The following is a 17980-nucleotide window of genomic DNA, read 5'->3' as shown; positions in this document are numbered from 1 at the left end:
TTTATGATGTCTGATTTATGATTTGTTTGATCCTGATATGTTATAATGGTTGATCGGTTGACAGACATCCTAAATCAGAAATCCGCCATCCTACATCAGCCATCAATTCATGAGCTCTCTCGGATCTGTTACTACGCCTGTAACAGCAGCAGCAGCAGCTACCAACGGACTTGCGAGCAATGTTCTTGCACCAGGTCCCTGGCGACCTTCGAAGTTTCTGTTACTGGTGCTTACTGCATATTTACCTGCTGGAATTTTATCATCATTCATTGCCAAACATGCAGAACAACCGGGCTGACGTAACTGAAAACCAGCTTCCGTTAATACATCAAGAATACCTTCTTCTTTAATCTGCTGTTCAACAATGTGCGAACCGGGTACCAACCATGCGGTAATGTTATCGGCTTTCTTTCTGCCTTTCACAATACTTGCAAACGCTCTGAAATCCTCAATACGTCCGTTGGTACAACTTCCTAAGAACACATAATCAACCTGCTTACCAATGATCTTTTCATTTTCAGCAAAGCCCATATAGGCCAATGATTTTTTATAAGAAGCTTCACCATCTTTTACTTGTGATGCAACAGGAATTGCATGTGTGATACCTGTACCCAAGCCAGGATTTGTTCCGTAAGTAATTTGTGGTTCGATCTGATCGGCTGTAAAATTCAATTCAAGATCAAACTTCGCATCAGCATCTGTCTTTAATGTTTTCCAATAAGCCAGGCCTTTCTCCCATGCTTCTCCTTTTGGTGTAAGGTCTCTTCCTTTTAAATAATTGAATGTCGTTTCATCGGGAGCAACCATACCGCCACGTGCACCCATTTCAATCGACAGGTTACAAACCGTCATACGTCCTTCCATACTCATGTTCTCAAACACTTCACCGGCAAACTCAATAAAATAACCTGTTGCACCACTTGCAGAAATCTGTGATAAGATAAATAAAGGAACATCTTTCGGAACAACACCTTTACCTAATTTACCATTGATGGTGATACGCATTTTCTTTGGTTTCGGCTGCATGATACATTGCGAACTCAACACCATTTCCACTTCACTTGTACCAATACCAAATGCAATTGCACCAAACGCACCATGTGTTGATGTATGCGAATCACCACACACAATTGTCATACCCGGAAGTGTGATACCATTCTCAGGACCTACCACATGCACAATACCATTTTTTGGATTACCCAAACCCCAATGCGAAATACCATACTTCGCAGAGTTTGTTTCAAGTGCTTTCAACTGGTTGGCAGAAAGCGGATCCTGCACAGGTAAATGCTGGTTGATAGTTGGCGTGTTGTGATCGGCAGTTGCAAATGTTTTTTCAGAATACATCACTTTCAATCCACGATTTTCCAAACCAAGAAATGCAACCGGGCTGGTTACTTCGTGAATAAAATGACGATCGATAAAAAATACATCGGGACCATCTTCGATTTTGCGGACTACATGCGAATCCCAAACCTTATCGAATAATGTTGTTGGCGTATGACTCATATTCTTTGAATTTGAATAGTTGATAAAAACCGGCGCAGGAGCAGCAATCGCTACAGGCATTTGCCGATGAGGGTTCAAATGTAGTTTGATTCCCTAAATTTGTATAACCGTATTTTTCTATTACATCCATTGATAAAACCGATTTAGAAACATGGAACTTCGTCAGTTGCGTTATTTTATTAAATCGGCAGAGCTGCTCAACTTTACCGAGGCAGCTCACAGCCTGTACATCAGCCAGAGTACGCTTAGTCAGCAGATCAAGCAACTGGAAGATGAACTGGGCATGCCACTGTTCGACCGGATTGGTAAGCGGGTGCGGTTGACGGAAGCCGGAAGCCAGTTTTTACCTTTTGCCCGACTCACAGTTTCGGATGCAGAAGGCGGCCGTGCCGTTATTGACGATCTGAAAGGATTGAAGACCGGTGAATTGCGAATCGGGGTTACTTATGGTTTATCAACCTTGCTTACACCGGTACTGGTGCAGTTTTCGGCCCAATACCCTGAAGTAAAAATTATTGTTGAGTTCGGTACATCGGAAGATCTGTTGGACAAACTGAAATCAACACGTGTTGATTTTCTATTATCGTTTTTGGAGCTGCAGGATAACGATATGTTTATATCCCAACGTTTGTACGAATCGCCGTTGACGTTGGTGGTGCATCCATCAAATCCTGTTGCAGAGAAAAAGTCTATCGTAATAAAAGACCTGAAAGATATTCCGCTGGTGTTACCAGCAAAAGGTTTTCATACAAGACATTTTTTAAATGAAGCATTGGCACAAAACAATGTACAGCCGAATATTAAGATGGAGCTGAATGATATTAATACATTGCTACAATTGGTTGAAACAGGTAACTGGTGTACTATTATGACGGTTGCTGCTGCCAAAGGCAGACAAACATTAAAGACCATTCCTATCAAAGGCTTGAACATCATCAGCCAGGCTTCGATTACATGGCCGAAAGAAAGTTATAGAAAGAAAGCTGCAATTGTTTTTACGGAGATGATCAAGAAGCAGATGAAATGATGAAGTACTAAGGTTTCTTCGTCAGCTCCAGCGTCACCAACTTTCCATTAATGGTTTGCTGCGCTTTTACCCATGTCCAGTTACTGTCTTTTAATTTCCAATTACCATCGAGACGTTGTAAAGTAGTTGTTGCGGTAGTAGGGTAATCGGCAATGATGGCGATATTTACTTTGTCTTCATTCCAGGTGCCGGTGGATTCTTTGACGGAATTCTTAATAGCATCAACAAAACGGTCGGTCTTGAATTGAAATTCGTAGCCATCGAATTCAGCTTTAAAATCTTCTGTATCGTTTTTATAAACGCTAACTGTCCATCGGCCATCAGTGATGGCTTTAACAATTAAAGTTTCGGCAATTTGTTCACGTGTTTTCTTGATGGCTTTTTTACAGCCAACAAGTAAAAACAAACCCAGGAAAAGAATAAATAACTGCTTCATAGATTTTGAATTAACAGGCAATGAAATTACAATTTGTTTTTGTGAACAACTGCAGTATAAATACGCAACGTTCCAATGGTCGGGTTTTCAATTTCTTAGTTTAAAACGTTGGCAAACGAAAAATCTTATTTTTACTAAATGCAAATCGGAGATATTGTTCGTTTCCTGGAAACCCTTGCCCCACCCTCTTTGCAAGAGAGCTACGACAATGCCGGGTTACTCACCGGTTCACCCATATGGGAATGCACAGGTGTACTGGTAAGTCTTGATGCAACGGAAGAAGTTATTCTGGATGCAAAAGAGAAAGGTCTTAACATGGTAGTGGCACACCATCCCATCGTTTTCAGCGGACTAAAAAAAATCAACGGCAAAACCTATGTGGAGCGGGCTGTAATTGCTTCCATTAAATATGATATTGCTATTTATGCCATCCACACAAATCTTGATAATGTAATTACCGGCGTAAATGCAAAAATGGCTGAACGTCTTGGCCTGTTAAATTGTAAAATTCTGCAACCAAAGACGGCCCAGCTTCGCAAACTGTTCAGTTTTGTACCGGTTTCACACGCAGAAATCGTTCGCACTGCTATTTTTGAAGCCGGTGGCGGACATATTGGTGATTACAGCGAATGCAGTTTTAATGCCCTAGGAAAGGGAACATTTAAAGGAGCTCCCGCCACGACGCCTTTTGTAGGCGAACCGGGCAAACGCCATGAAGAGGAAGAACTAAAGGTTGAAGTGATCTTCCCGGCATGGCTAGAGAAAAGTATTGTTTCTGCTATGCTGAAACATCATCCGTACGAAGAACCTGCTTACGATATCATCCAGCTTTCAAATGAATGGAATACTGTCGGTTCAGGATTGATTGGAGAATTACCTGAGGCCAAAACGCCCACTGACTTCCTTCAACTCCTTAAGAATCAATTTCAATTAAGCGTAATTAGGCATACAACTCCCCCGGCCCAGGCTGTTCATAAAGTGGCGCTTTGCGGTGGGGCCGGAAGCTTTCTCACTAAGGCGGCACTTGCGGCAGGTGCTCAGGCTTTTGTTACGGGTGATGTGAAATACCACGAATTCTTTGATGCCGAAAACAGGTTGCTGCTGGCCGACATTGGTCATTGGGAGAGTGAACAGTTCACCATCGATTTACTCGCCGATCATTTGAGCACAAAATTCCCTACCTTTGCCGTCCTCAAAACTGCTGTGAAAACGAATCCTGTCGAGTATTTCAGATGATCTGAAATACAAACGTACAAGTGAGTGACACAACAAGTGATGAGCAAGGCCCGAACGCCGGTACAAAAAACAAAAAACTTCAAACACAAATATGGCTACTACAAAAGAGTATTCTGTAGAAGAAAAACTGAAGGCACTCATTCGTGTGCAAAAGATCGAAAGCAAACTGGATGAGATCCAGATCCTGAAAGGTGAATTACCAATGGAGGTAAAAGACCTGGAAGATGAAATTGAAGGTTTGAATGCACGTAAGAACCGCATCGAAGAAGAGATCAACGGTATCCAGGATTTCGTGCAAAGCAAAAAAGATGCAATTACTGAATCGCAGGCGTTGCTGATCAAATACGAAAAGCAAAGTGAGAACGTAAAAAATAACCGTGAGTTTGAAGCGATCAATAAAGAAATTGAGATGCAGGGTTTGGAGATCAAACTTTCTGAAAAGCATATTCGTGATGCAAACGAAGAGTTGATTGAAAAGAGTGAAGTGCTTGAAAAAGCAAAGAAGGCCATTGCTGTGAAAGAAAAAAATCTTGAACATAAAAAAGGCGAGTTAGATAAGATTGTTGCTGATACGCAGAAAGAAGAAGATCAATTACGTTCTTTGGTGAATGGTGCAAGAGAAGCGGTTGAAGATCGTTTACTTGCAAGCTTTGATCGCATTCGTAACAGCTATCGCAATGGTTTATCGGTAGTGCCTATTGAGCGTGAAAGCTGTGGTGGTTGTTTCAACACCATCCCTCCTCAACGCCAGAGCGAAATTAAACAACACAAAAAGATCATTGTGTGTGAAAACTGCGGTCGCATTCTTGTTGATGCTGATTTGAATGATACAGTTGAACCATAATTGAACTTTCGTTAATAGTTAAAGCGGCGTTGAAAAATTCAACGCCGCTTTTTATTTGGTGCAACTTAATAATAAAAAAGCCTTTCGCTTATGCGAAAGGCTTTTCAAAATATCATTTGATCAATTATAGTTTTACAAATTCCTGCTCATATGGTTCAAGCCATTTACTTCCTTCCAAACTCCACACGGGCAGAATATTCATCTTCAACCAATATAAACTTGTCATTGTAACATCAACAGACTTTATAAACAATGGTGCTTTGCCGGGAGTTGCCTGGAAAGGTGCCGTTGTACATGGAAGATCAGTATAATTATCCCATGTAAATGCTCCCTGCATAACGAAATCTTTATTTATAACACCCGGTGCTTTATTAAGGAAACGACCTCCGAATCCGTCGTTGCAAGGCCAGTATCCAATAAGATTGGCATACTTTGGATGTTGAGTAATATCCATTGCGCAAGACAATGCTTTTACTTCCGCATCGGAAAGAGCTGTATTAAAAATCATACAATCAGCAAAGCTAACTGTAACGGCTCCCATGCCTTGATCTGTTGCCCACCCCATTGTAAGAGCTGATGTTGTTGTCACTGTGCCACGAGAAGTTATGTCTGTATGATCTATTCGTTGTCCATCGGTATAACGTACAGCCCAACGCTTACTTGCACTGTCCATAAATTTAAACGTAACAGTATGCCACTTGTCATCAAACACAACCGGCGTTGTTCCCTGTATTCTTGATTCACCTGAACCGATAATGGTAAGACACCAAATTCCGCTACTGTTTGTAAACAATGACCAACCGGGAGTATTTGCAAACCTTTCCATTTTAGAAAAGAAATGTGGATACTGTGTCTTCGTTGGCGATTTCATTTTTACTGAAATTGTTTGCTGACCCGTTCCAGGATTATACAAACCTCCATCATCTGGTATGCGTGCACGTATTACAGAACTTCCCGTTCCTTTCATTGCTATTCCTGTAAAACCTGAGCGTACAAATTCAAGTTGTTTAAATTTTTCGTGGTAGAAAACGGAGAAACTGTTTACCTCACTTGCTGTTGGTCCGCCATAGCTGTTACCGGAACCGCCATGTGTACTGGTAACAATCACCAACCACTCTTCTGTTTTTTCGTAACCTGCTCTTGACTTTATGGCGGTCAGCAATTCACCTATATACGCATCCACTTTCAGAGCGGCATCTTTATAACCTGCATTCTCTGCAAGGAATGCGCCTGCTTTTCCTGCAATGGCTACTGAGTTAAAATTCAAAACCATAAAATCGGGGTTGCCGGTTTTAATGCGTTTAAGTGCAGAATCTTTTACAGCAAGATCATCGGCAGCCATAACAGGATCAAGTGCCTCGGGTACTAATTTTTCCACCATCGTTCGCCATGGCGATATCACCACAGTACGCATATCATTTTTAGGCGATGATAAAATATAAGAGAACACGGATGGAAAATTAGGAACAGATGAATGTTGAGGATCGCTAATGCTTTGCGAATAGATAAATGAACTGTCTTTGATCTTATGTCTGGAATAAGAAACGCCCGTCATTAATGTTTTCCATGAAGCAGCATCGGTGCTCACTTCATCCGATACACCTTCCCATGTGTATTTACTTTTTGTAAGCATACCTTGTAATACAGGTAAGCTCATTTTCTTGTATTCCGCAGCAGCAGCTCCATCAATACCAATAAGCAATACTTTTCTTGCTGCAGGTTTAGTAGTATCGCCTGGCTCTTCAAAATAGGGAGCAGGATCAGTGTAGCGTTTACAGGAAGCAATGGTTCCAATAAGCAAAATCGCCATCAATGCTGTAACCAGCCTGTATCTTACTATTATCTTCATGTTCGTTTATTTGAAATTATTTCATCTCTAGATTATGCAATCGCTTTCTTTTTTAAGGCTTGATAACATCAACCTCAGCAAGACTTGCGTTGGGCGGCGACCAAAGGTCAGCAAGCGTTAATGCAGATAAGCGGAAGTACCTTGTTTTAATTGTTGATGGAAGATTAAGCAACTGCTGTGCATTTGTTTGTGTTAATGCAAACGGGCTTCCTGTTACGGCGGTCCAGTTAGTACCATCATTACTTACTTCAACTGTAAGATTTTTAATATTGCGTGCTGCCCCCTGGCGCTGAGTTATTTTAAATCCTTTGATATCCTGCGGCACAACCATGTCGATAGTTATAATATGCGGCGGCTGAATATTCGAAGGTGAATATTGCGAGTGCCAGTAGGTCGCCGCATTATTATCAGTCATTGCGGCAATGCTTCCTTCATTCGATTGCGTCGAGTTGGCCGTAACAGTCCAAAGTAAGCGCTCTGGTGCTTGTGTATCGCCATCCATTTTTGTAAGTGGATTATACTTCCATATTTCCTGGAATGACAAAGGATAAACACCCGCCATTTTGTTTAGCGCAATTGTACTGATGGTAATTCCCCAGGCTCTGAAAAATAGTCGCATATCACGGTGTGTAAACTCGCATAATGCTTCGTACACAAAATCACGTTTGTTCTGGTCCGTTAGTGAAATACGATTTGAACGTCTCGCTTTTTTGTATAGCTCAGTTACAAAACTCCATCCATCGGGCTGACCGGGATAACCCCAGTTAGCAGGTATCTTTGTCATGATCTGTACAAAAGGTGTTAAGCGTGCAAACGGATCATTGATGGCTGCATCTGTACCATCAAAATTTCTTGAACCAATTGCCGATGAAGCCCATGTAATAGCGGCAGGTATTGCAGTTGCTAATGCAGGATGTTTCGGTGGCCATGCCGATGGCGTGGTAGCACTTAAACGATTCGCTACTTTAAAAGAAAAGAAGTTACAGGTTGTTTCGCCCAATGTACTCCAGCTCCAGTAAGTGCCTTGCTGATTATTATGTCCCACTTCATGGAACACACCCCAGTTACCGCCACCATTAATAGCAGTTACGTTTCCAATACCATCGAACCAACTGTAATCGTTTTGAACAACAATAGGAAAACCAGAATGACCATAACCAACAACTGGTTTAATATCCATTACCACTCGCCATGGTAGAAGCGGTGCTTTATCAACTGCTTCAACAGGGTTTGCACTTAAGCCTTCCCATTGGTAATAGTCGAAGTTGATAATATCATCCCAATCCTGCATTGCTTTTTGAATGTCAGCAAATGGACGATCGATACAATATTGACGAGGAACAACAAAGATCATATTCGCACTTCTTAACTCAAGCCATGGCACACATGATGAACGAATCTGATTCTGCCACTCGTTTTTATCTGTAACACCTAACACAAAATCAGGAGACTTTACAACATTGGTGAATGATAAATTAACAGGTGTTGAAATTGAACGGCCTGCAAAAATGTAAATATGACCCCCATATAAATTGCGTAAGTAATTACGGCCAGGCGTTAACTGGCTACGGGAATAAATAATGGGATCACGTGGAGAATTTTGGATAGATGAAAGATTATCTGTCCAGGCACCTATTTGCACCGAAAGTGAATATTCATTACCAGGTACATCAATAATAACCAATTCACCAGGAGCAGCATAAAGACCTGTGCTGAATTGTGGACTTGGCGGAACTGAAATACGTAATTCATCCTGCACCTGGTTATAACTTAAATTCATTGCAAGATCCACTTTGGTTCTTGGCTCCGAAGCACAAACCAAACCGGGAAATACTCTTGCCTGTGCGTACTTACTTGCATCTACGTTTTTTATACTCGTATCGATCGTAATAGCCGGTGCGCCTGAACCATTGCCCGGTGTACCATCTTCAAAATCGTAGGCATATTTTTTTCTGCATGCCGTTACTACCACCGAAAGCAATAACATACAAACCGATAATCGTTTAACAAGAATAACAGAATTCATGCTTGTTCTTTTTATTGTAACTGGTTTAAATAATCGTTTACTTTTTTAACCTCCGCTAACATCGCTGTATGTGGGAATCCAATTTTTACCATCGAGTTTCCATAATGTAGGGACGGTGATGCCCATCCAGGCATACACTTGCACCGCAACATCAACTGAATTAGGAACTGTTTTATAAACAGGCTCTGTTATGGGTGGGCAAATGTTTGCATTAAGATCATTGAAACTGCCGGGCGAATAAGACTCTAGTGTGAAGTCACGACCGAACGGACTTAAATCCTTCAGCTTAAATGCACCATTCTCGATAATAACAGGGAAGCCGGGCCAGAAACCAACCAGATTATTATAATACTGATTTGATGGTTCAATACTTGTTGTACAATAAGTATTGGCAATATAAGCAGCAGGCAATGCCACATTATAGTAACGTACATCGGTTATTAAATACCCCGGAACATTAGTGTTGTTGTCGCCTGTAAGATTTCCAATTGTCAACGGTTGTGGGCTATTAAGATTTCCCATATCAGTAATATCAATTGATGTCGGACTTGCAGCTGAAGGATAAGCCAACCCGTCGGTATACGTGTAAACCTTTCTGGCAGCTCCTTCTTTGCGCACCACCACTGTCAATGTATGCCATTGATTATCGGCAACAGCGAAACCACGAAGCTGGCGATTACCAAAACCCGTTTGTCCAAAGTTGATTTGCCAGTAATTACCCTCTCTGAAAAATACCCAGCCAACAGTTCCTCCGGTGAAAGACGCACGTTTTGAAAGAAATGCAGGATAGTTAACATCGTTTGTAGGAAATTTCACTTTACATTGAATCGTCATTTCTGCACTTGTTCCTAAATCGTAAAGTGTGCCGCCACCTGTTACTTTTGCTCTTGTATTTGCAGAAGCAGCAAAGTTGTAAAGCGGAGCCGTTCCGGTATAAGGAATAATTGAACCTGGTCTTGTTAAGCCTTTGCTATTAAAGCGTGGATTAAAGCAAAAGAAAAAAGTGTTATGCCTTGTGTCTTCAAATGCCGACCATGATCCTGAAGGATTATAAACAGTATTACTTCCTTTGTTTGATGTGATGATCACCATCCAGTTTTCCGATTTAAATGTAGAGCGGCTTCTCAATGCAGTTAATATTTCGCCAATGAATGCGTCGGTTTTTAAAATAGCATCTTTATACGTTGTTGAATTAATTGTGTAAGACGATGATGAACCAGCTTTATCAACATCATGAAACTGCGCCAGCACAAAGTCAGGATTTTGCGAAGTGAGTTCCGCTTTCACCGCATCTTTTACTGCTGCATCATTTTCATTGAACGATTCTGATTTTGTTGCATCAGCAGTAAGCACATTTGCAATTCCATTTGATGAAAAGAATGCAGCGGTGCGCATACCTGCACGCTGTTGTTTAAGACGGGTAAACAAGGAAGGATATTCTGCAAATTTATTTCCACTAAAATCTGCGCCGGTAACATTGTGCTTGTTCACTTTCACACCGGTGAGTAAGTTCGACCAACCAAGTGTGTTAGTAACATTCACGTTATCGTAATCACTCAACGCATCCCATGAAAAAACAGAATAATCCACAAGGCTGTTGAGTACTGGCGGGTTCGCCACCTGCACCTGAGTACCTACCGCCCCATCAACAACTATTACCAATGTTTTTGGATTAATAACTGTTGTAGAGCTGCCACCTGTATTTGCTTCCAAAGGATTTGGAAAAGATTTATTGCAGCTTGCTGCTAAAAATCCGGAACCTGCAAAGAGGAATAAAACCTTCAGATAGTTCAGACGTATCATAATCTTTTCAATTAATTTTTTTAAGCCAATTAGTTTTCCATGCGGAGTTTTACAATATCACCAACCGTCTTTCCATCAAACCGATCGAAATCGCCCACCAGAATTACACCCGGTGTGCCATTAATAGTGATCTGCACGAGATCGTTGATCACTCCCCTGAATAAACCTGTGTTGTTGTAACCGAGCGCAAGAGAACCGTTACTTTCAAGCACCATAAAACCGGGACGAACCACATACTTGTCGGGTGTGGTTAAATAATTGTAGTTGTAATGACTAAAGCTTCCTGCAACCAAAATTTTTCCGTTGTTTAATTGCGCCGCAAAAGTTGGAATGCCACCTTGTGTTTTTCCAAAGTGAAAGTTTGTATCGGTTGATCCATTGGCATTGATCATTACCACACCATTTGCATCCTGCCCGTTATATTTTTTAAAATCGCCTACCAGTAATACTTTGTTGTTAGTTGCGTTATACCTGATTTTGTTAATGGGTCCGTCGGCTCCTGCACCACCGGGGTTGAACGTAGCATCAACAAGTCCGTTGGTTGAGTTGATGCGTACTATATAATTTGCAGCTGTACCATTATAAGTAGTGAAGTTTCCCACTATAATAATTTTACCATCGTTTAATTGCACGGCATCGTAAATAAAACCGTTGCCACCCTCGTATCCTTCTTTTGTTGCAAAATTGAAATTGAATGAAGAATCAAATGCACCTGTTGATTTCATACGAATAAGCTGGCGCACTTTTACAAGATCAATGAACGGACCCGTTTTTGTTGAGCGCTCATAAAATGTACTTGCATGGCTGGCGAAATTGCCAACTACAGTCACATCGCCTGTTGATTGATTTAAAAACATTTTACTGATGCCACCGCCCGATGTACCTCCGTTAAATGCAGCTACAGTTGCTTGTCCGTCGTTGGGGAAATTAACCGGATCAGGATTGATGAGATCAACCACCTGCGTTTCCAATGCGCCTGCTGCTGTTAAGCGGGTGATATTATTGATTCCATTTGTTGTGTCGTAACTGCCAAAAGAACCAGCGATGAGATATTGACCTGAAGATTGCTGAATCACACTGGTTAAATTTCCAGCCACTCCTGACTTACCAACTTTCATTTGATCCGCAACTGCTTTGTATGCCCCATTCAAATCAACTATTGCCATGTTAGTAATAGGATTAGCTACAGTGGCACCGTTCTGGTAATTGCTGAAACGTCCGTACAGGAAGTAAGATGTGTTATCTGAACGAAGAAAAATTCCTTTGATCTCCCCATTTGAAATATATGCATCGGTATTAAAAGATGCATCGATGGAAAGCTTTCCTTTAATGACGAACGTGGGGCCGAAATAATATTGTCCATTGATCAACACATTTGCAGCGCCTGTACTTGCTCCCAACGGAACTTTCACAGTAACTGCATTTTCTTCAACTGATATTATTTCAGCTTCGGTAAGATGCACAAAGAATTTAAATTGACCTTCCTTCCCTTTTAAACCATTGACATTAAACTTTACAACGGAGCCCTCACTTCCAATGGAAGGGAAAGGTCCACCGTCAAGAAATTTTACTAATACCGGAGGAGGATCAGGATAAACATCCACAGGTTCTACGTCTTTCTTTGTGCATGCAGCAAGAAGCACAGTCACAAGAAAACAACTGATTAGCGCAAAGCTTACTGGCCTGTTGTTTTTTGTCATTGCTAAAACTATTTTACTCGTTTGCTTTATCATAAACAGCTAACACTTTTTATACTCAATAGATAATTCCTTTGTCAACTACATCTTCAATAAACTGGCTGGTGGAAAACCCGAAATTGTGATTCGGGTAATTCAGCACATGCACGTACCCGTTAGTGGGCGCTACATTTACGGTTGCTACTACTGCAGAAAACCAACTGTTATAATCTCGTGGGGCTGATACGGAGGGAATAAATGAAATTCTCAATTGCCTGTACCCAGCATACTTTACACCACCGGCATCGTTATAAATAACACCGATATTCATAATGTCGCCCAAATAAGAACTATAGATCTGACCGGGATAGGCCGATAGATTGCCCGGATCGAGTTGGGGATAGTCGTTCATTGAACGGGCATCTTTGAATAAATACCTGCACAATTGTTTTTTCCACACTTCGGGTTTAATCTGATCAAGCCTTGTAACACGCTGCTTTCCTTTTTCATCTAAATAAATATTCAAAGCGGTAATGGTGCGTGTGATGCATGAATCTGCTGGAGCGAAAAAAGTGATCTTCTCATTTTTAAATACATCTTCCATTCCGGCCAATCGAATTACTTTCAGTAATGAATCCCACATCTGCGGTTTTGATTTTAAATAATCAAGTGCCGTACCCTGGTAATTAGGCGTGTGCTTACCTGTATTGGTGAAGTAATCTTTTTTCTGGCAACCAACTGTTATGGCTGCTATGGTCACAGCGATGATGATGGAGCGGTTCATATATTTCATCTGCTTCATGTTTTATGTTATTGCCAGTACGTGTTTAATGTCATGCCCGGGTTATTCACTAATGCCGATTGATGAATAGGCCATGTCCATGCACCTGCTTTAAATTGTTCAACTGTGCAATGGTATCCGAATTTGTAAGATGGATCGATGATGCGTTTTGTCCTAACCACATCAAACCAATAATGTCCTTCGCCCAATAATTCCCTGCAGCGTTCATAAAAAATATCATTCTTCAAATCGCCCCCTGTGCTAGTTAAAGGAGCTGCTGCTGCACGGGCTCTTACAATATTCACTTTCTCCAGTGCTTTAGCATCATTACCGAGATTTGCTAATGCTTCAGCATGTAACAAAATCGCATCTGTATAGCGGAAGATGATCTGGCTTGCATCAAATGAAGTACCATCTACCGAATTGGGATCACGGTTTACGAAAAATTTCAACATTTTAAACGTCCTGTTGCCACTGTACATGGTAGACACATCGAACCAATAATCGGTTCGTTTATCAGCTTGCCCAACCGGATAAATCGTTTCCATAAATTTTGTATCATAACTGATGTATGGATGTGTTGGATCAGGAGCAAGACGATTATAATAAACCAGATCGTAATAGTAAGACCACCCAAATGACTCGCCATAGTTTGCATTCTGCGGCACTTCAAACAAACCTTCTTTTGAACGACCTTTAAAAATTTCACCATTACGCTCTAAAGGCAACAAATCATAAGATCCTTCATTGTCATTGTACAACTCGTCACCTAATTTATTTACCTCTTCATAATATCCTTTCTCATTACCGGTATCGAAACCTGCAAGCCACATATTGATATGCATTAACAAAGCAAGAGCCGATCCACGCATACCACGAACAGCTACAAATACCGGGTCTTTATATGTCCAAGGAAGATCATCTTTCACCGCCATTAAATCTTCACGGCATTTTTGCAGCACTTCCACCATTGGCATACGTTTCAACGGCGCACTATGATAGGCATCGGTGTAATACGCAACATCACCCCATTGACGCACCATGAGGAAATAAGCCATGTTTCGGATAAAAATTGCTTCTGCCTTGTATTGTTTTTTATCGGCACCACTTAATGAAGGATCGGGAACACCGTCAATACGATCAACAGCGATATTGGCTGCAGCAATTACTTTATAAAACTGATCCCATTGACTAAAACGAATCATATTGAATACACGATACCAGTTGTTGCCACCGCTGGTTGCATCAACAAAGAGTGCTTTAATGTTGTTGCTCGATAAGTTGGCTACATAAGTACGTCCCCATCCAATTTCTGTATTTTCTTTTGCCATGCCTCCTCTTAGGTCACCTGAGAACGCAAAGAAGGGAAAGTTGAATGATCCAGCATCCGCTTTCATATCAAGTCTTGCTACAGATTTGCGCAACAGCTCATACATACCATTGGTGTAGTTCTCTACATCGTTTCTTGTTTTCCAGAAATTATTTCCCGACAATGCATTTGGGGGATCAAGACTCAAAAACTTTTTACAACCACTGCCAAACAGTAACAGTGTTGTTATTAGAAGCAGGCTTACGATTCGTTTCATCACTAAATATTTTTCGTTGCGTTACCAATTAAAACTGAACATTTAAACCAACAGCATAACTTCTCGCATTGGGATAACCACCTGAGTTATCTCTTCCCAACTGTGTAACCAGTTCAGGATCGGGTCCGCTGTAGTTTGAAAATGTATACACGTTATTTACAGTTAAAGTAAAGCGGCATGAGGTCATTCTAAACCTGCTGATCAATTTTCTGTCGAGATTATAGGCTAATACGATATTGTTTATTTTCCAGTAAGAGCCATCTTCAAGGAACAAGGTTTGGTTGTTACGGAAAGGTGCCATCACTCCTGCTCTTCTGAAATCAAATGGATTTGGGTACTGCGCATTTACAGTTCCTATTCCTTTATCGGTTGCTGATGGTTTCCAATAATTGTATTGATCAATTGGCACCAATGCACCCATAGCAGTTGGATTACTGAAATTTTGCATTGTTTGTGATAACGATGCATTCAGCAAATCACGAAACAGCGTGTAAGATGCGTTGATGTTCAACTGGAAATTTCTGTATTGCATTTGCGATAGAATACCACCTGTTACTTTTGGTATGGGGTTACCAATTGGTAACAGATCTTTTTCATCAATGATGTAATCACCATTCACATCTGTCCAACGGGGATCGCCACCCTGGAAATAATTACCAAATCCTGAAAGGTATTGCTGGCGCTTGCCTGTTGTAATGTTTACAGGCACATCCGATGTACTTGCATATACCCCTTGTGTGTGAAAAATAAGATTAGAAATTGCGTTGCGACCAATTCTATAAATAACCGGTACGTTACTTCCTCCATCTGAAACTTCCCTCCGCATCTGGCGAAGATTATCGGGCAGCTTTGTAAGCGTTTCACGGTTCAATGCACCATTTACAGAAAGCGTCCATTGAAACGGTTTAGTTTGTTTGAACATACGCATCATCAACGACCACTCCATACCATAGTTCACCAGGCTCACTGCATTTGTTTGCAACTCAGAAAAACCGCTGGTGTTAGCCAACTTTATTTTCATGATCTGGTTATCGATAGATCGATAATACGTTTCGTAAGTGAGTTGTAATGCATTGTTGAAAAGACCTACCTCTATACCGGCATTTGTTTGGGTTTGTGTCTCCGGTAAAAAGTTTTCATTGGGTACAACACCATAATCAATGGCAACGGTTGGATTGTTGTTATAAGGCAAACCAACTATGTAACGACCGTAGGTATCGAAGATGGTACCTGTAGGTTTGATATTACGACCCCATGATACTCTTGCAGAACCATAACTTAGCCAGCTCACTTTCTCCAGCCATTTTTCACGGTTAAAGTTCCAGCGTGCACTCATTGATGGGTTTTGTGAATAAGGTTGTTTAGATCCTGTTGTTGACAAACCATCGAAACGGAAATTGAAATCAAGTACATACTTACGATCGAAGTTGTAGGATATAGCTCCGCCATAACCGTGCTGTCTTGTTTCACGAATATTATTTAATGTGCCCCCACGTGATGATCCCCAGCCATAACCGATGGGCCCAGTTATCTGGTCGTTAGCGGTGCGGTCGAGTGTTACAGCATTTGCACGGAAACCGTAGGTGTTAATTTCATTAAACACATATGCATTAAAGTTGTGCAGGTTGTATAAAGTTTTTGTATAGTTGATTAATGACCGATTGTACAACGTGTACGTTCTGTCATTATAGCTATACGATTCTGATGATCCACCACTGAGGAAAGAAGGGGTAAACCTGTCGGCCGTACCTGAAGTGAAATTGTAGCTCAACAAATTGCCAAGACGCAAACCCTTCACTGGTTCGTATGAAAAATCAATACTGGTAGAAATATTTGCGGTCTTGTTATTATTGGTAACTCTCGCCGCAGCCAACGCACTGTTGTTTTCAGAGAACATGGAAGGCGATGGCAATAAAGAAGAAGATGAACCTCCGCTTGCTACACCAGTTTGTATTAAGCCAACACCACTACCATTTTGTTTTTGACCTAACTGGCTTGCCAGGTTCATTTGCACACGCAACTGGTTGGTGGGAGCATATTGTGCATTCATGCTAAGACCATAGCGTTTAAAGCCGGTATTTTGCACAATACCATTTTCCTGGTAATAGTTAATGTTGGTTTTATAGTTAAACCTGTCGTCACCACCACGAATACTCAGGTTATGTTGCTGGTTGTAGGTGGTGCGGTAAAAATAATCCTGCCAGTTGGTTGAATTATTATAATAAGGATTAAGGCTATCGGATAAAAACGGGGTTTGGTTTATTAAGGCCTGTGCTGCCGAATAAGATGTATCGTAATTAAGAATCGTATTGATGCGGAACAAACGCTCCTCCTTTCCACCAATAACATCACGCAGGCGAGGCGGCGCTTTTACAAAGAAGTTAGTAGAGTATTGTACAATAGGTACTTTTGATTTACCTCTTCTTGTTGTAACAATGATAACACCGTAAGCAGCTCTTGCACCATATACTGATGTTGCAGCCGCATCACGCAATACTTCCATTTGCTCAATATCTTCCGGTGGAATCAATGCCAATGGATTAATACCTGCACCCCCACCCTGGAATCCGTATTCGTAGTTTGTATTTAAATCTACCGGCACACCATCAATTACAAACAAAGGAGATGTTGGTGTTAAGAATCCATCGCTGCTGATGTTGATGTTTGAAATACCACGCAGGTTGATGGTACCCATACCACCAGGTGAACCAGAGTTATTCTGTACGTTTAACCCAGCCACTTTACCTTGCAATAATTCAACAACGTTCGATACAGGCACATCCTGCAATGCTTTACCGGTTACAACGGTACTTGATCCTGTCGCCGTTTCTTTTGTTTTTTGACGGAAACCCTGGATCACTACTTCCTGCATGGTGTTATCCTTTACAGAAAGTGATATACTAACTGATGAATTGCTTGATAAAAAAGTTCTGCGGATAGCTGTGTAACCAGAGTGTGTAAAAACAAGTTCAGTTCCAGCATCGATAGTTACTGAAAAAGCTCCGTTGCCATCAGTGGTTGCAATTGTTTTTGAAGGCTTGCTTGTTGATACTGTTACGCCCTGCATAGCCGTTTGCTGTGCATTATCTTTCACAACACCCTTTACCGTTATTTTATTTTGCGCATAGCTACTAGCAAATAAAAATAGCGTAAGGGATAGCATCCCGATATAGGGTAACCATTTCATTGCCGTTAGTTTTTTTGTTT

The 17980-nt window shown here is 41.2% G+C and carries 12 protein-coding genes; 3 read left to right on the top strand and 9 right to left on the bottom strand.

Annotated elements, in window-relative coordinates; translation table 11 throughout:
* Window positions 1-102: 102 nt before the first annotated feature.
* Window positions 103-1569, bottom strand: a complete 1467-nt coding sequence (leuC, locus tag ACO1QW_RS08810) for a 3-isopropylmalate dehydratase large subunit (RefSeq protein WP_486257646.1) — start codon at window positions 1567-1569, stop codon at window positions 103-105.
* 91 nt (window positions 1570-1660) lie between these two features.
* Between leuC and ACO1QW_RS08805 the strand changes: the two genes are divergently transcribed.
* The gene (locus ACO1QW_RS08805) at window positions 1661-2536 is read left to right on the top strand and encodes a LysR substrate-binding domain-containing protein (protein WP_486257644.1); all 876 of its coding nucleotides are present in this window, start codon (window positions 1661-1663) and stop codon (window positions 2534-2536) included.
* 7 nt (window positions 2537-2543) lie between these two features.
* Here the strand turns inward: ACO1QW_RS08805 and ACO1QW_RS08800 are convergent, their stop codons facing one another.
* The gene (locus tag ACO1QW_RS08800; protein WP_486257642.1) at window positions 2544-2972 is read right to left on the bottom strand and encodes a hypothetical protein; all 429 of its coding nucleotides are present in this window, start codon (window positions 2970-2972) and stop codon (window positions 2544-2546) included.
* Window positions 2973-3110: 138 nt separating this feature from the next.
* Here ACO1QW_RS08800 and ACO1QW_RS08795 point away from each other — a divergent pair, with 138 nt between their 5' ends.
* Together ACO1QW_RS08795 and ACO1QW_RS08790 are read left to right on the top strand one after the other, a co-directional pair.
* Window positions 3111-4208, top strand: coding sequence for a Nif3-like dinuclear metal center hexameric protein (locus ACO1QW_RS08795; RefSeq protein WP_486257640.1), 1098 nt, complete (start codon window positions 3111-3113; stop codon window positions 4206-4208).
* 91 nt (window positions 4209-4299) lie between these two features.
* Entirely contained in the window at window positions 4300-5052 is a 753-nt protein-coding gene (locus tag ACO1QW_RS08790) for a zinc ribbon domain-containing protein (protein ID WP_486257639.1), read from the top strand.
* Window positions 5053-5176: 124 nt separating this feature from the next.
* On the opposite strand, the gene ACO1QW_RS08785 is transcribed toward ACO1QW_RS08790, so the two are convergent.
* From ACO1QW_RS08785 to ACO1QW_RS08755, 7 genes are read right to left on the bottom strand one after another with little or no spacing between them, the layout of a single operon-like run.
* Entirely contained in the window at window positions 5177-6901 is a 1725-nt protein-coding gene (locus tag ACO1QW_RS08785) for an alkaline phosphatase family protein (RefSeq protein WP_486257637.1), read from the bottom strand.
* Window positions 6902-6953: 52 nt separating this feature from the next.
* Window positions 6954-8927, bottom strand: a complete 1974-nt coding sequence (locus ACO1QW_RS08780; protein WP_486257635.1) for a M60 family metallopeptidase — start codon at window positions 8925-8927, stop codon at window positions 6954-6956.
* Window positions 8928-8972: 45 nt separating this feature from the next.
* The gene (locus ACO1QW_RS08775; protein WP_486257633.1) at window positions 8973-10730 is read right to left on the bottom strand and encodes a DUF4983 domain-containing protein; all 1758 of its coding nucleotides are present in this window, start codon (window positions 10728-10730) and stop codon (window positions 8973-8975) included.
* Between the two features lie 29 nt (window positions 10731-10759).
* Window positions 10760-12430 (bottom strand): hypothetical protein, encoded by a 1671-nt coding sequence (locus ACO1QW_RS08770; protein WP_486257632.1) that lies wholly within the window; start codon window positions 12428-12430, stop codon window positions 10760-10762.
* Between the two features lie 55 nt (window positions 12431-12485).
* Window positions 12486-13208 carry a hypothetical protein gene (locus ACO1QW_RS08765; RefSeq protein ID WP_486257630.1) on the bottom strand — a complete coding sequence of 241 codons (723 nt, stop codon included), beginning with the start codon at window positions 13206-13208 and terminating at the stop codon, window positions 12486-12488.
* An 8-nt stretch (window positions 13209-13216) separates the two neighbouring features.
* Window positions 13217-14773, bottom strand: a complete 1557-nt coding sequence (locus ACO1QW_RS08760; RefSeq protein WP_486257628.1) for a RagB/SusD family nutrient uptake outer membrane protein — start codon at window positions 14771-14773, stop codon at window positions 13217-13219.
* A gap of 28 nt (window positions 14774-14801) precedes the next feature.
* Complete coding sequence (locus ACO1QW_RS08755; protein WP_486257626.1) at window positions 14802-17960, bottom strand: SusC/RagA family TonB-linked outer membrane protein; 3159 nt, start codon at window positions 17958-17960, stop codon at window positions 14802-14804.
* Window positions 17961-17980 lie beyond the last annotated feature (20 nt).

This window comes from Lacibacter sp., from assembly GCF_057361365.1.
Note: the sequence above shows the minus strand (reverse complement) of the source record. Positions and strands in the feature narration are given on the sequence as shown.

Coding starts and splice junctions, on each gene's coding strand:
- leuC (WP_486257646.1), bottom strand. CDS start 1,569: ATGCCTGTAGCGATTGCTGCTCCTGCGCCGGTTTTTATCAACTATTCA.
- ACO1QW_RS08805 (WP_486257644.1), top strand. CDS start 1,661: ATGGAACTTCGTCAGTTGCGTTATTTTATTAAATCGGCAGAGCTGCTC.
- ACO1QW_RS08800 (WP_486257642.1), bottom strand. CDS start 2,972: ATGAAGCAGTTATTTATTCTTTTCCTGGGTTTGTTTTTACTTGTTGGC.
- ACO1QW_RS08795 (WP_486257640.1), top strand. CDS start 3,111: ATGCAAATCGGAGATATTGTTCGTTTCCTGGAAACCCTTGCCCCACCC.
- ACO1QW_RS08790 (WP_486257639.1), top strand. CDS start 4,300: ATGGCTACTACAAAAGAGTATTCTGTAGAAGAAAAACTGAAGGCACTC.
- ACO1QW_RS08785 (WP_486257637.1), bottom strand. CDS start 6,901: ATGAAGATAATAGTAAGATACAGGCTGGTTACAGCATTGATGGCGATT.
- ACO1QW_RS08780 (WP_486257635.1), bottom strand. CDS start 8,927: ATGAATTCTGTTATTCTTGTTAAACGATTATCGGTTTGTATGTTATTG.
- ACO1QW_RS08775 (WP_486257633.1), bottom strand. CDS start 10,730: ATGATACGTCTGAACTATCTGAAGGTTTTATTCCTCTTTGCAGGTTCC.
- ACO1QW_RS08770 (WP_486257632.1), bottom strand. CDS start 12,430: ATGACAAAAAACAACAGGCCAGTAAGCTTTGCGCTAATCAGTTGTTTT.
- ACO1QW_RS08765 (WP_486257630.1), bottom strand. CDS start 13,208: ATGAAGCAGATGAAATATATGAACCGCTCCATCATCATCGCTGTGACC.
- ACO1QW_RS08760 (WP_486257628.1), bottom strand. CDS start 14,773: ATGAAACGAATCGTAAGCCTGCTTCTAATAACAACACTGTTACTGTTT.
- ACO1QW_RS08755 (WP_486257626.1), bottom strand. CDS start 17,960: ATGAAATGGTTACCCTATATCGGGATGCTATCCCTTACGCTATTTTTA.